We start from the raw sequence: 14,622 nt of genomic DNA on the forward strand, positions 1-14,622 counted from the left end.
CGCCGACGCAACCAACTATTCCCCGGATTCCAAAGCTCTCGGTTTTCTCGTTCTTGGCATGACGAACACTCTAATTTATCGAACAAGAAGTGATCTTAATTTGGCAATCGCCACCGCGAAACGCCCTATTTGGATTTGAGCGCGATTAAACAAGCCTTTTTCAGGGGCAAATAACATGCTGACGTATAGCTGCCCGCTCATTCACATCAGTGTCCTAATCCACTGGAGAAATTTGCGACCACTATAATCCTAAGGTGTTCAGGAACTGCCTTAAAACCGCTGTGTTCTTCGTTAAGTCAAACCGGAAGTACTTTAGTTCTGTCGCATCTGCTGACCGGTCTGGTTAAACGCCTGCATTGGATTGAAGTTGGCGTTATTGGTCAGGACGATCGACCCGTTTTGCAGCTGCCAAGCGTGATTGTAGTTCTGGTTAAGCATCACGGTATTGCCGGATGGCGTTTTCCACGGCTGCACCTCCCAGATGCCGCTAACGGACTTGGCATGGCCTGCATCCTTCATTCCTTCCCGTTTCTTCCAGCTTTCAAACATCATGTCGCCGATTGAGGTATCAGCCTTGGCAACGCTGCTGACATTGGGGCGCGGCTGGCGCAATTTAATTTCCCACCATTTCTGTTCCAAGTGCTTCCACTGCGGATTAACCCGTAGATTGTTGATGATCGGGGCAAAGCCAGGATGCCCCTCGTCCAATTTCCCTACGGGGGTGAAAATGCCCATGATTATTGCAGTACGCCCGTCGCGATAGACGGCCCCAGAGTAATTGGCCTCCGCATGTTTAGTGATCACGACGAAATAGGCGTCATTCTCGCGCTGCTGGGTGCGGACATGAGCGCGGATCACCACGCCATCCACCCAGACTTTGGCTGTGGCAGGCCAACTGGCGCGCCAGGCCTGTCCGATCAGCTGCGTCAGCGGTTCCAGTTCCGGTGCACGCTGAACGTCTTGGATCGTGACCTGCAAAGTGGTTGCGATGGCTTGAAAATAGGCGCGAGACACCATCTCTGCGTCCGTCAGATCCTCACCGAGGCACATGTAGCCCGCTGGCCCATCGGTTGACATCCCCCAGCTGAGCGGATCCATAAAGGCGAGACCATATGCTTCGTCCTGAGTGCCCGTACCCCATATCAGCCCCGCACCCGTGAAACAGCCCGCTTGCCCATCAGAGTTGCTCCACTTCACCCCCCCTTGGGTTTTCCAGCTCGCAGGCACCAAGGTCTCATAGGCCGCAAACGGTTGGCCCGCTGGTCCGTTTTGATCCACGATCTGCGCGCGCCGCATTTCGATCGCTTCGTTGGGCGGAGAAGCCGGTCCGTTTGAGGCCAGCGTAGTACTGTCATTTGCCTGCGCGGGAGCGCTGGATCGATCGCTAGCCGCCCCGTCAGAGAACGCTGTGAAATAGGCGTGAACTTCGCCCACAGCCGCAATGCCGACACTACCGAAGCCGTAAAGGTTACCCCCGATAGAGCCGAGCGACGTGCCGTTGAGCAGATACGAAATCTCATTCCCATTTTCCACGATGGTCAGCATATTGGCCCTGCCCAACTGAAACGCGCTGCTACTTTGTTCCAATAAAGGCCGGAACCCTTCATCGTCGCGGCGGAATATCCGCACCACGCCCTGCGCATCCAGCGTCAGCATGTGGTAGACATCACGGGATTTGTTCAGCCCATAGAGGATCCCAGCAGATCCGGTGCTGCCCGGGTGAATTTCGAGCACGACATCGATCCGCCGTCGGCCTTCGGTGCCGTTTTCTGGGCCGACATAGAAGTATCTGATCGCATGCGGATCACCAATGTTATTGATCTCAAAACTGTTGACGTTGTTGATGAATTGCCAGGTGTCGTCCTGTCCTGAAGCAGGCAGGTATTGTGCAAGACGCCCCAAGCCAGCGCTCCCGGATTGGGCGGAAGCCGGACTAGTATCAGCTAAGCACCAGACAAAAAGGGAACAAATTCCAGTAAGAAGAAAGCGAAACGCACTCATAGCGGCTCCTTTCAAAATGTAGGTTGGAACTATTCGCAATAAGGTACCAGAAAATCGGGTTCCGACAAAGAAGTTTGGTAGAACGATGGCGAGAGGGGATGCTAGGCGTTAGTCCTAGCGGGGCTTTGTAATGGCTAAAGCGGACTAAGGTGCGGGCGCAGCAAAAGTCCGCAAAGTCTGAGGTTTGTGGCTGCTGTCATCGTGAGATGCAGCGGCGATAAATCTGACAAGGAGGAAAGCGCGGGCGGCTTTCGTTGCCAGGGGGATTGTGCGTTACGAGTTCAGCCTTCGTTGGCCGGATCGGTGGGGCTGATCGCTTTGACGAGTGCAGGCGCGGCGGTTTTCACGGCCTGTTGTTGCCGGTTGGTTTGTCTTTTCGCATCCATTAGCCTGTTTTGGTGCCTGTTTCATGAGGCCGGGCGCAGTGATCGGTGCGGCGTCTGCGTATCGCCGGGCCGGGCATTTTCGCTGTGTCATGCGGCCTCCCCCAATGGCGGCGCGCGGGATTTCGGGGTTTGGCCGCGGGTGAATGCCTCAACGATGCGCATCGCCCCGCCGCATTTGGGGCCAGGCCGGCACACGATCCGGCCGTCGGGATCTTCGCTTGCCGCTTCACCGGTTGCCTGACCGGGTTCGGGCTCCGCGTTGAGCAAATGCCTGATCTTCTTGATCCTGCCGCGGCGGATGCCGTTGGCGAGGAAGCCGGTGTGGCGGATGCGGTGGAAGCCGGAGGGCAGGACATGGATCAGGAAGCGACGGATGAACTCGTCCGTGCGCAGGCGCATGATCTTCAATCGGTCACCGCGCCTGATGCGGTAGTCTTTCCAGCGGAAGGCCACCGTGCCGGCATTGGCGCTGACCAAGCGCTGGTTCGAGATCGCGACGCGGCGGGTATAGCGGCTGAGACAGGCCAACACGGCTTCGGGCCCTCCGAAGGGTGGCTTGGCGCAAACAACCCAATCGGTCTTGCGTAGTGGCGCGGGATGGGCTGCAATGCTGCCGGAGCCGGTCAGTCCCGCCAATGCTCCGAAGAAACGCAGCTTGCTCGTCCGGTGCAACCGGATCAGCCCTTCAAGGAACAGGCGCCGGAACAGCCGGGACAGGACCTTCACGGATAGGAAGAACCTTGGGCGGCAGCCGATCCAGCGGGTGCCGTCCTGGGACAGCCCGCCACCTGGCACGATGACATGCACGTACGGATGGTGGGTCAGCGCCGGGCCCCATGTGTGCAGCACCGATGCCATGCCGATCTTTGCGCCAAGGTGTTTTTGGCCGGCAGCGATGGTCAGTGGCGTTTGTGACGAAGCCTTGAACAAGAGGCCGTAGACCGCCGCCTTGTTCTGGCAGGCAAAGTCGGCAATCCGGGCAGGGAGCGTAAAGACCGCATGGAAGTCTTCGGCCGGCAACAGGTCTTCCATGCGCGCCAGAGATCCTGGTCCGCGCCCGCGATCTGGTGAACGGCGACACCGTAGTGGTGCTGGACGGCGGCTTTGCCGACTATTTCCAGATTCTGTTCGACCGCCACCACATCATCTATGCCGAGGGCATCGCGGCGGAGAGCACCTTCCTCGACCCTGTGACAAGCCCGGCGCTGCCGGAAGATTTCTGGACCCTGCGCCCCAGACACCAGCATGGCACCCTGCCCGCGCAGCACATGCGCGGCGCCCACGGCCTGGACGTCAGCCGATCGCTGCTGGACCGGCCGGATGCGGTGGGGCTGCTGAAGCGGGCGTCGCTGCGGTAGCGTTTCAAGCTCCGCAAGAGATGTACTAGACACTTGCCTAGGTGACCCAAGTGCCCACCTCCGCTTTACCCCTATGTGAGAAGCTTAAGCATTCACTAACTGAATGCCCCAACGGCAACGAGTGTACGATTTTAGTACCGACAAAGCTTCGCCTTTACATGCCCTTCCATTCAAATGATGGTAAGATTGCTCTCGTGGCCTCTTCAATTCTCTTCGGTTGCCTATGCTTAACGGACATGTCAGAAGAGGCCAACAGCGAACATCTCGGCGCCGTGCCCATACAGGCGCGTCCCCAAGCGCTCGAATCAGGCAGTAGATGAATAGAGACATGGACATATACTTTTCCGCGGATATTGAAACCGATGGATCAATCCCCGGCCCGTATTCCATGCTGTCGTTTGCACTGGTTTATGCAGGGAATTTTGACGGTCACAAATTTGTGCGCCCGGCCCAATATACGAGAACTTTTTATCGCGAACTATCTCCAATTTCGGAAGACTTTGAACCTGAAGCACTGGAAGTTAATGGTTTAGACCGGGAAAGACTAATTTCCACTGGCTCAAATCCTGTCGATGCTATGCTTGAAGCGTATAACTGGGTGCGGTCTCAGTCTCAGGATGGCAACCCTGTTTTTGTTGCCTACCCGTTAAGTTTTGATTGGTCTTGGATGTATTGGTACTTCTTAAAATTTTGCCCCAAAGGTTCACCTTTTGGACATTCCAGATGTTATGACATCAAAACTTCCCTTGCAGTAAAGTTGAATAATCCAGTTTCCCTTTCTGGAAAGTCAAGCTTGCCATCCGAAATGCAGTCAAACAAACCCCACACGCACAACGCGCTAGATGACGCCATTGAGCAAGCCGAAATTTTCGCAAACATTTTTGAATGGGAAAGAAATTGACTTACCTTGAGGAAAGAAGAAGTTCGACTCTGGAGAAATTTAAGGAACTGCAGATTAATGTTGCAGACCTCAACAAGATACTCGGTGACAAGGCCTGCATATACGCTACTGGTTCTTTCGGCCGATTGGAGGCTGGTTCAAAGAGTGACCTAGATCTTTTCATAGTATCGAAGGTCGCAAAGGATGGAGAGAAAACTGTAAACCTCCTGTCGAACCTCGATGTGATCCTCGCAAAAGCCGAACTTATCCGAGCAGTTCGAAACATGAACCTTCCCGACTTCGATGGCGACGGGAAATACCTTACATGTCATGCTGTTTCCGACTTCTTGATACATCTCGGCAGCCCAGAGGATGATTATAGAAATACATTGACCGGTCGCCTACTAATGTTTCTTGAAGGGCGAGCAGTTGTTGGCGAAGATGTTTTTAACGAAGTAATCGAAGAAGTTATTGCCGAATATTTTCGAGACTACGCTGACCACTCGGATGCCTTTATCCCAGCTTTTCTCTGCAACGACATTCTCCGACTGTGGCGCACTTTTTGTGTTAACTACGAGTTTGCACGCAGAAAGAACATCTCCGCGCAGGAGAAGGCTCGGATAAAGAACTTAAAACTAAAACACAGCAGAATGCTTACTTGTTACTCCGCAATTTGCTTTCTCTTGTACTGCTACAAGAAGAATCGAACGGTAACCCCCCAGGACGCGAAGGAAATGGTGAGCCTTACGCCCACGGATCGGCTCACGCACATCGCAAGGGAAGCCAATGACCCCAAACTTGCTGAGGCAAATGACGATTTGATCTCTCGATACTCCGAGTTCTTGAAGACCACCGATATGCCAGATGAAGAACTGCAACACGAAGTCAGCGAGAATTGGAAAGCTTGGGAAGAAAAGTCATACGACTTTGGGGACAAACTGAATTTCTACCTAAAGACACTAGGGGAAGAAACTCGCTTCTTTAGGCTACTAGTCATTTAGAAGATACTTTTAGAGCGAGTGGAAAAGGGCGCGGCCCGGCGGTGAACGCCGGGCAGGCACGTGGCGCCAGCCGGTGCACAGGGGGGGCACGCGGGGTGTACGCCTGCCGCCCCCTGTTTTTCTTGCCTCCTGCGGCATTCCTGCTATACGCGCGCACATGCTGGATTCCGCTTCAAACCACCCCGAACTGCCGCCCGAAATTGCACGGCGCCGGACCTTTGCGATCATTTCGCACCCGGACGCCGGCAAGACCACGCTGACTGAAAAGTTCCTGCTGTACGGCGGTGCGATTCAGATGGCCGGCCAGGTGCGCGCCAAGGGGGAAGCGCGGCGCACGCGATCGGACTTCATGCAGATGGAAAAGGACCGCGGGATTTCGGTCTCGGCCTCGGCGATGTCGTTTGATTTCAGCGGCTTCCGCTTCAACCTGGTGGATACGCCCGGCCACTCGGACTTCTCCGAGGACACCTACCGCACGCTGACAGCAGTGGATGCGGCAGTGATGGTGATCGACGGCGCCAAGGGCGTGGAAAGCCAGACCCAGAAGCTGTTCGAGGTCTGCCGCCTGCGCGACCTGCCGATCCTGACCTTCTGTAACAAGATGGACCGCGAAAGCCGGGACACCTTCGAGATCATCGACGAGATCCAGCAGAACCTGGCAATTGACGTGACACCTGCCAGCTGGCCGATCGGCGTCGGCCGCGAATTCATCGGCTGTTACGACATGCTGCGCGACCGGCTGGAGCTGATGGACCGCGCCGACCGCAACAAGGTTGCGGAAAGCATTGAGATCAACGGCCTGGATGATCCCAAGCTGGCAGAACATGTGCCGGAACACTTGCTGGAACAGCTGCTGGAAGAGGTCGAAATGGCCCGTGAGCTGCTGCCGGCCCTGGATCCGCAATCGGTGCTCGAAGGCCATATGACCCCGATCTGGTTCGGTTCGGCGATCAACTCGTTCGGCGTGAAGGAGCTGATGGACGGCATCGGCGCCTATGGCCCCGAACCGCAGCCGCAATCCGCCCAGCCCCGCCAGGTGGCGCCGGAAGAAAAAAAGGTCGCGGGATTTGTCTTCAAGGTGCAGGCCAACATGGACCCCAAGCACCGCGACCGGGTCGCCTTTGTCCGGATGGCGTCGGGGCATTTCAAACGCGGCATGAAACTGACCCATGTGCGCACCAAAAAGCCGATGGCGATTTCCAACCCGGTGCTGTTCCTGGCCTCTGACCGCGAACTGGCGGAAGAGGCCTGGGCGGGCGATATTATCGGCATTCCGAACCACGGCCAGCTGCGTATCGGCGATACGCTGACCGAGGGCGAGGAGATCCGGGTGACCGGCATCCCATCGTTTGCGCCGGAACTGCTGCAAGGCGTGCGGGCGGGCGATCCGATGAAAGCCAAGCATCTGGAAAAGGCGCTGATGCAATTTGCCGAGGAAGGCGCCGCCAAGGTGTTCAAGCCCTCGATCGGCTCCGGATTCATCGTTGGTGTTGTCGGCCAGTTGCAGTTCGAGGTTCTGGCCTCGCGAATCGAGATAGAATACGGCCTGCCGGTGCGGTTTGAGGCCAGCCAGTTCACCTCGGCCCGCTGGGTCAGCGGCGAGCGGGCAGCAGTGGACAAGTTCACCAATGCCAACAAGCAGCACATCGCGCATGATCACGACGGCGATGTGGTGTACCTGACGCGGCTGCAATGGGACATCGACCGGGTGGTGCGCGACTATCCGGACTTGAAACTGACCGCGACCAAGGAAATGATGGTGTAACCGACGGCCCTTTAGAGAAATCAGAGCATTGAAGCCCGCCTTGGATCTGGAACACGAACACTATCCTGGCGGGTTTTACACGCTCATGCGGCGGCTCGAAAAGCGCGAGGCGCCGTTTGACGATCCCCTGTCAGTGCTTCCGCCCCTGGACATCGATCTGAACGCTCTGAAGGCGCAGCGCGTGGACAGTGCGCCGGAAATGATAGACATGCCCGAAGACCGCAGGCATGCCCTGCGCAAGCGGGCGCTGATACGGACCGAGTTTCTCGGCCAGCCGGAACTTTGGGCTTTGCATGCTTTGTGTATCGCTATCCTGCGCAGGCGGTCGCCGCCGCCGGAGGCGCAGCAGCTGTTCCTGCGGATCTGGAGGGAGCACGGCAGCACTCTGGCCCTTGAACTGCCCGTCCGCTGGCTGATTTCGGCTGCGACCACCTTTGGCGACCACGGTGAAACCATCGATCAGCGTCTGGGCGGTCAGGGACTGATGATGCTGTTCGACCTGATCAAGCTGCACGACAGCGAGCGCCGCCAGAGCGGGCGCAAGAACAGCGACGGTTTTCCGCGCTCCCGCGGCGGTCCGCGGCCGGATGATCTGGGCTTTGGGCTGGAGCCTTATTCCCTGCCTCATGGCGATCTGGACATGAACCTGCTGGCGCGGCTGTGGCGTTATTCGGAGAATGACACGGTCTTGCAGCCGCTGGGCATGCGCATGCTGCGGATGGTGATGAGTGACCCGCGCAGCATTTTCGGGCGCATTCAGCGCTACAAGGACAGATCGGCCTCAGATGAGCCATAGTGCGGTCAAATGGGGCGTGGTCAGCACGATCAAGGCTGAGGCCGCGGAGATCCTCACCTTTGCAGCGCATTATCTGGACGCCGGAGCGCACCGGCTGTTCCTCTATCTGGATGCCCCCTGCCCGGACGCCTATCCGCTGTTGAAAGCGCATCCGAAAATCCGCGTGGTGGACTGCGATGATCGGTATTGGCAGCAGAAGGGCCGCCCGGCGCGGCATCAGGTACGGCAGGCCAGCAATGCCAATCGGGCTTACCGGCGCCAGGCCAAGGATGTCAGCTGGCTGCTGCATTGCGACGTGGATGAGTTCCTGTGGTCGGACAGCCTGCCCGCCAGCCGGCTTGCAGCGCTGCCGCCAGAGACCCTATGCGCCCGGGTAAGGCCGGTCGAGGCCCTTGCCGGCGGCGATGGAACGGCCTTTAAAGGATATGTTGCCCCCGCACGGCGCGGCGGCCCCGCTGATCAGCTTTATCCCCGGTTCGGCCGGGTGCTGCGCGGCGGTTTTCTCAGCCACGTTCAGGGCAAGCTGTTTGTCCGGACCGGCATTGACGGGCTCGACCTGCGCATTCACAACGCCTTTCTGGGCGAGACGGAAAACCCCGGCGCCGCAGAACTGGGCGGCATGGAGCTGTGCCATTTCCACGCAGCCGATTGGCAGAGCTGGATCAGCCACTACCGCTACCGGCTGCAAAAAGGCTCCTACCGGGCCGAACTGGCCCCCGCCCGGCCACATGAGCCCGGGAGAATCACGACGCATCAGCTGCTCAGTTCTATCGAGTCGGATCAGGGCGAAGCCGGCCTGCGGACCTTTTTCGACGAAGTTTGCGCCGACAGCCCAGACCTGCGGGACCGCCTGCGCGCTGCGGGGCTGCTCAAGATTCGAAAACTGGATTTGGACAGGAAACGGCGGAAACACTTTCCAGAATCCGGCTGAATTGTCGCTCTGCTGCAAAAGGCCCGGACAAAAACACTGCGAAATCCGGCATTAATTGACGATCGCACAGGATTTTGCTATGCCGCCTCACGAGCCGGCAGCTGCCATCCCGCATGACCTTTGCGGAGTCGGCTGCAACAAACACGCGCGGGCCAGGTCAGTGTCCGCAATGACGGATGCATATGACAAAATTCACCGATCTCAACCTTAATCCCAAGGTCCTCAAAGCTGTTGAGGAAGCTGGATATGAAACCCCCACTCCCATCCAGGCCGGAGCGATTCCGCCTGCGCTGGAAGGGCGTGACGTTCTGGGAATCGCCCAGACCGGCACCGGCAAGACTGCGTCTTTCACGCTGCCGATGATCACGCTGCTGGCGCGCGGACGCGCCCGCGCCCGGATGCCGCGCAGCCTGGTGCTGTGCCCCACCCGCGAGCTGGCGGCCCAGGTGGCGGAAAACTTCGACACCTATGCCAAGCATGTAAAGCTCACCAAGGCGCTGCTGATCGGCGGGGTTTCCTTCAAGGAACAGGACGCGCTGATCGACAAGGGCGTCGATGTGCTGATCGCCACCCCCGGCCGTCTGCTGGACCATTTCGAACGCGGCAAACTGCTGCTGACCGGCGTGCAGGTGATGGTGGTGGACGAAGCCGACCGGATGCTGGACATGGGGTTCATCCCCGATATCGAGCGCATCTTCTCGCTGACGCCGTTCACCCGCCAGACGCTGTTCTTCTCGGCCACCATGGCACCGGAAATCGAGCGGATCACCAACACCTTCCTGTCCGGCCCCGAGCGCATTGAAGTCGCACGGCAAGCCACCGCATCGGAAACGATCGAACAGGCCGTGGTGCAGTTCAAGGCATCGCGCCGGGACCGCGAGGGCAGCGAAAAGCGTACCGTTCTGCGGGCGCTGATCGACAATGAGGGTGACAAGCTCACCAATGCAATCATCTTCTGCAACCGCAAGTCGGACGTGGATATCGTTGCCAAATCGCTGAAGAAATACGGCTATGACGCGGCGCCTATCCATGGCGACCTGGATCAAAGCCAGCGGACCAGGACACTGGACGGCTTCCGCGAAGGCTCCCTGCGGATCCTGGTCGCTTCGGATGTGGCCGCGCGGGGCCTTGATGTGCCCAGCGTCAGCCATGTGTTCAACTTCGACGTGCCCGGCCATGCCGAGGATTACGTTCACAGGATCGGACGCACCGGACGCGCCGGCCGCGCGGGCAAGGCGATCACCATCTGCATTTCCCGCGATGACAAGGCGCTGGATGCAGTGGAGAAGCTGATCCAGAAAGAGATCCCGCGTCTGGACAACCCGGTGAAGCCGGAAGCCAAGGCCGAAAAACCGGCCCGCGCAGCCAAGCCGGAAACGGAAGCCCGCGCTCCCAAGCCGGAAGCGGAAGCCCGCGCTCCCAAGCCGGAAGCGGAAGCCCGCGACCCCCGCAAGGAGGCGGCCCGCAGCCCCCGCAAGGACGAAAAGCCTGCGCAGAAGCCCGAACGCTCTTCGGGCCGCGGCAAATACGGCAAACGCGACGACAAGACAGTGGTCGGAATGGGCGATCACCTGCCCAGCTTCATCGCCCTCAGCTTCGCGGAACGCCGGGCCAGCTGACCGGCACCGCCTGACGCTTTGCAGGCCGCTCCTCTTCGGGGCGGCCTTTTTCTTGGCAGCTGCAGAAGGACACCCCGCTGTGCAGTTGCAGCATAGCGACCTTTGCACTTGCAGCATAACAGGTCTTCGATCTTGGGTGGCGTCAATCCGTGCAAACAGGCGTATTGCTTCCGCAACACTGTAACGCGATTGAAGATGGGCTTCGCCATGAACACCACCGACACCAACACCCTGACCATTGCACAATTCCAAGCCATCGAAGCCCGCGCCCATGAGCTGCGTGCCGAGGCATTTGCCAACGTGATGCGCCGTCTGTTCCGCGCCGTGTTCAGCGCCCCGCGCAAGGTTATTTCCTGCCCCAGCTGCGCCCGCCCGCTGCACGGCTGAACCAGCCGCCGGTGCCGCCGGAGCAGCAACCGGATTAAAAACGCCGCGTGCCTGAGAAGGCCGCGGCGTTATTGATTCTGCCGCTGCTGTTCTGCGGCAGCGCCGCGGCCCCCCCCAGGGGTCCGCGGCGCCTGGCCCAACGGGGCCTGCTGCATCGATGATGCGGCGTGGGCCGGGCGGGAGACCCGCCCGGCCCGGATTTTCCGAGCGCGCAATTTGCGCTGCAAACCGCGTCGCGCTATTTGGATTGCGCCTCAGCGCATGCGGCTGACCACCACCGTCACTTCGGGTTTTTTGCCGATCTCGCTATGGGCGCTTTGGCGGGCAATGCGGCGCAGTTCCTGTTCCAGCTTGTCGTCGTCGCGCAGCGTCTTGGCACCGGCACGCATCAGGAACTGGTTCAGATCCTCTTCCATCACCTCGACCAGAGCGGCGTTGGAACTGCCGGTCTCAGGCAGGCCCTTGACGTCGCACCAGGGCTCGCCCAGCGGCTCGTCTTCCTCATCCAGCAGCACCGTCACCACCACATGGCCGTTCAGCGCCATGCGGATACGGTCGCGGACAACACCGTCCATTGCGCCGTATTTGACAGAACCGTCCAGATAGGTGCGGCCGGTATCAACATAGCCGGCGGGTTTGGGCGCGTCGCCGGTCAGGTCCATCATCATGCCGTTGACCACAACCGCACTGGCAATGCCCTTTGCCTCGCCCAGACGGGCGTGCTGGCGCAGGTGGCGGTGCTCGCCGTGCATCGGCACCAGCATTCTGGGCTTCAGCAGGGTATGCATGGCTTCCAGATCCGGCCCATTGGCATGCCCCGACACATGGTAAAGGCCGGAACTGTCGTCAACAACATCAACGCCCATTTCCGAGAACTGGTTGATAACGCGGATCACGCCCCTCTCGTTGCCCGGGATGGTCTTGGAGGAGAACAGGAAGGTGTCGCCCTGCTTCAGCTCCAGGCCGCGGTATTTGCCGCGCGCCAGCTGCGCGGAGGCGGCACGGCGTTCGCCCTGGCTGCCGGTTGTGATCAGCATCAGGTTGTCGCGCGGCACATTGTTTGCGTCCTCCGGGCTGATCACCTTGGGGAAGTCCTGCAGCACGCCGGTTTCCGTCGCAGCCTCGATCATCCGGCGCATCGCCCGGCCCAGCAGCACAATGGACCGCCCGGCCCGGACGCCGGCCTCGGCCAGGGTTTTCACCCGGGCCACGTTGGAGGCAAAGGTGGTCGCGGCCACCAGGCCCTTGGCCTCGGAGATCAGCCGGGTGATCTCATCCGGAAGCTCAGATTCCGAACGGCCCGGATGGGTGGAGAACACATTGGTGGAATCGCAGACCAGCGCCTGGATGCCGTCTTTGGCGATCTCCGCCCACATCTCCGGGTCGAAGGGTTCACCGACCAGCGGGTTGGAGTCCAGCTTGAAATCGCCGGTATGCACCACCCGCCCTGCCGGGCTGTCGATCACCAGCGCGCCGCTTTCGGGGATCGAGTGGCTCATCGGTGCAACGCCAATGGTGAACGGGCCGAGTTTGGTGGTTTCCGGCCAGGCCTGCACGATCTGCACCGCTGCCGGATCGTGGCCCGCTTCCTCCATCTTGCGCCGCGCCAGATTGGCGGTGAAGGCGCGGGCGTAGACCGGCACGTTCAGGCTGGAATACATATGCGCGATGGCGCCGATGTGGTCCTCGTGCCCGTGGGTGACGAAAATCCCCTCCAGCCGGTCAACCCGCTCTTTCAGCCAGGTCATGTCCGGCATGATCAGATCAACGCCGGGGGTGGTGTCCATATCCGGGAATGTCACGCCCAGGTCGACCAGGATCAGACGTTCCTTATCCTTTGGCCCGTAGCCATAGACATAGGCATTCATGCCAATTTCACCCGCCCCGCCGAGGGGCAGATAGATCAATCTTTCACTGCTCATGCGTCAGTACCATTTTCCTTGTTGTATTTATGAATGATCTGCAGGCCATGCATGGTGAGGTCATCCTCGAATGCGTCGAACAGATCAGCAGATTGCTGGAACAAAGGCGCCAGCCCGCCTGTCGAGATTACTTTCATCGCCACGCCGCGTTCCGCCTTGATTTGGGTGCAGATCTCGCGGACGAGGCCGACATAGCCCCAGAACACGCCGGACTGCATACAGGCGACGGTATTGGTGCCGATGACATTTTCAGGTTTGGTGATGTCCACATGCGGCAGGGCGGCGGCAGCCTGGTGCAGGGCCTCCAGGCTCAGGTTCACGCCAGGCGCAATCACCCCGCCGACATAGGCGCCATCCTCGGCCACCACATCGAATGTTGTTGCGGTGCCGAAATCCACCACGATCAGATTGCCGCCATAAAGGTCAAAGCCGGACACCGTATTGACCAGCCGGTCAGGCCCGACAGCGGTGCCTTCGTCCACCCGCACCGCGACAGGCAGCAGGCAGCCGGGCTTTCCCACCACCAAGGGACGTGTGTTGAAATAGCGGTCGGCGAGCACACGCAGATTGAACACCACCCGCGGCACGGTGGAGGAGATGATCATGTCGGTGATATCCGCCTCGATCCCCTGCAGCCGCATCAGCGTGTTCAGCCAGACGTAATATTGATCCGCCGTGCGTTTCCAATCGGTGGCCGTGCGCCACATGGCGATGAACTCTTCGCCGTCATAGATCGAAAACACCGTGTTGGTATTGCCGCAATCAACTGCCAGAAGCATCGCTGCCCCTTCCTAGAAATAGATGTCGGCCGCGGGAATGCTCACGCGGCCCTTGGCAGTGTTTAGGACAAGGTTGCCGCTGGCGTCCACCGTTTCAAAGGTGCCGTCGGTCTCGGAACTGGCGGTGCGGGCGGTGATCACCTCGCCCAGTTTCGCCGCGCGCTCCAGCCAGGCGGTGCGGATCGGCTCGAACCCATAGGTGGTGAACTGCTGCTCATAGCGGGCAAAGGCCTCTGCCAGCGCCTCCAGAAACTCTTCCGGCGAGACCTGAACGCCGGTTTCCGACAGCAGCGACACTGGCCAGACGGCACCAGGTTCCAGCCATTCCTTCATCGGGGTTTCCACCAGGTTGACGCCAATGCCGACATACAGGTGGTTGACCCCCTGCCCGTTGCCGGCGCTTTCCAGCAGAATGCCTGCCAGCTTGCCGCCCTTCAGCAGCACGTCATTGGGCCATTTCAGCGACAGCCCTTCGCTGCGTCCGGTGACCGCGACACAAGCGTCATAGACGGCCAGCGCCGCCACGAAGCTGCGCAGCGCTGCCTGATCCGGAGCGCCTTGGGGCCGCATTACCAGGGTGGCGGCGAAATTACCCTTGGGGTCTTTCCAGTCACGGCCGCGGCGTCCCCGTCCTTGGGTTTGCCGCAGCGCCAGAATCCACTCGGGGCCTGCCAGTTGCCCGGCAATGCGGGCGGCCTCGTTCAGGGTGCTGTCAACCTCGGCAAGCACCCGTTTTCCATATCCTGCTGGCCAGCTCATACGCGCTCCTTAAATGCGGAAAGGCCCGGTCACAAGAC

Annotated in this window: 11 protein-coding genes and 2 pseudogenes; 8 read left to right on the top strand and 5 right to left on the bottom strand. The window is 59.6% G+C overall.

Annotated elements, in window-relative coordinates:
• Positions 1-312 precede the first annotated feature (312 nt).
• Positions 313-1,902, bottom strand: coding sequence for a hypothetical protein (locus tag METH_RS11445; protein ID WP_024090634.1), 1,590 nt, complete (start codon positions 1,900-1,902; stop codon positions 313-315).
• 572 nt (positions 1,903-2,474) lie between these two features.
• Positions 2,475-3,425, bottom strand: a pseudogene (locus METH_RS11450) (IS91 family transposase); the annotation flags it as partial.
• A 2-nt stretch (positions 3,426-3,427) separates the two neighbouring features.
• Here METH_RS11450 and METH_RS11455 point away from each other — a divergent pair.
• From METH_RS11455 to METH_RS11485, 8 genes and pseudogenes are all read left to right on the top strand, one after another.
• A pseudogene (locus METH_RS11455) lies at positions 3,428-3,745 on the top strand (Hint domain-containing protein); the annotation flags it as partial.
• Positions 3,746-4,133: 388 nt separating this feature from the next.
• Positions 4,134-4,646 (top strand): 3'-5' exonuclease family protein, encoded by a 513-nt coding sequence (locus METH_RS23155; protein ID WP_197538799.1) that lies wholly within the window; start codon positions 4,134-4,136, stop codon positions 4,644-4,646.
• Positions 4,631-5,626 (top strand): nucleotidyltransferase domain-containing protein, encoded by a 996-nt coding sequence (locus tag METH_RS11460; RefSeq protein ID WP_024090638.1) that lies wholly within the window; start codon positions 4,631-4,633, stop codon positions 5,624-5,626. Before METH_RS23155 ends, METH_RS11460 begins: the two co-directional genes overlap by 16 nt.
• 157 nt (positions 5,627-5,783) lie before the next feature.
• Entirely contained in the window at positions 5,784-7,391 is a 1,608-nt protein-coding gene (locus tag METH_RS11465) for a peptide chain release factor 3 (protein ID WP_024090639.1), read from the top strand.
• A 28-nt stretch (positions 7,392-7,419) separates the two neighbouring features.
• Positions 7,420-8,187 (top strand): hypothetical protein, encoded by a 768-nt coding sequence (locus METH_RS11470; RefSeq protein ID WP_245602882.1) that lies wholly within the window; start codon positions 7,420-7,422, stop codon positions 8,185-8,187.
• Entirely contained in the window at positions 8,177-9,118 is a 942-nt protein-coding gene (locus tag METH_RS11475) for a glycosyltransferase family 2 protein (RefSeq protein ID WP_024090641.1), read from the top strand. The genes METH_RS11470 and METH_RS11475 overlap by 11 nt, the downstream gene beginning before the upstream one ends.
• A 182-nt stretch (positions 9,119-9,300) precedes the next feature.
• The gene (locus METH_RS11480; protein ID WP_024090642.1) at positions 9,301-10,737 is read left to right on the top strand and encodes a DEAD/DEAH box helicase; all 1,437 of its coding nucleotides are present in this window, start codon (positions 9,301-9,303) and stop codon (positions 10,735-10,737) included.
• A 195-nt stretch (positions 10,738-10,932) separates the two neighbouring features.
• On the top strand, positions 10,933-11,124 hold the full coding sequence (locus METH_RS11485; RefSeq protein ID WP_245602883.1) for an RSP_7527 family protein: 192 nt from the start codon (positions 10,933-10,935) through the stop codon (positions 11,122-11,124).
• A 254-nt stretch (positions 11,125-11,378) separates the two neighbouring features.
• Here METH_RS11485 and METH_RS11490 read toward each other — a convergent pair whose 3' ends face one another.
• Genes METH_RS11490 through METH_RS11500 form a run of 3 tightly spaced genes read right to left on the bottom strand, consistent with a single transcriptional unit; the run spans position 11,379 to position 14,584 of the window.
• A complete protein-coding gene (locus METH_RS11490) occupies positions 11,379-13,046 on the bottom strand; it encodes a ribonuclease J (RefSeq protein WP_024090644.1) in 1,668 nt (555 codons plus the stop codon).
• A complete protein-coding gene (locus METH_RS11495) occupies positions 13,043-13,825 on the bottom strand; it encodes a type III pantothenate kinase (protein ID WP_024090645.1) in 783 nt (260 codons plus the stop codon). Before METH_RS11495 ends, METH_RS11490 begins: the two co-directional genes overlap by 4 nt.
• 12 nt (positions 13,826-13,837) lie before the next feature.
• Complete coding sequence (locus METH_RS11500; RefSeq protein ID WP_024090646.1) at positions 13,838-14,584, bottom strand: biotin--[acetyl-CoA-carboxylase] ligase; 747 nt, start codon at positions 14,582-14,584, stop codon at positions 13,838-13,840.
• Between the last annotated feature and the right edge of the window lie 38 nt (positions 14,585-14,622).

Source organism: Leisingera methylohalidivorans DSM 14336 (assembly GCF_000511355.1).
Lineage (GTDB): Bacteria > Pseudomonadota > Alphaproteobacteria > Rhodobacterales > Rhodobacteraceae > Leisingera > Leisingera methylohalidivorans.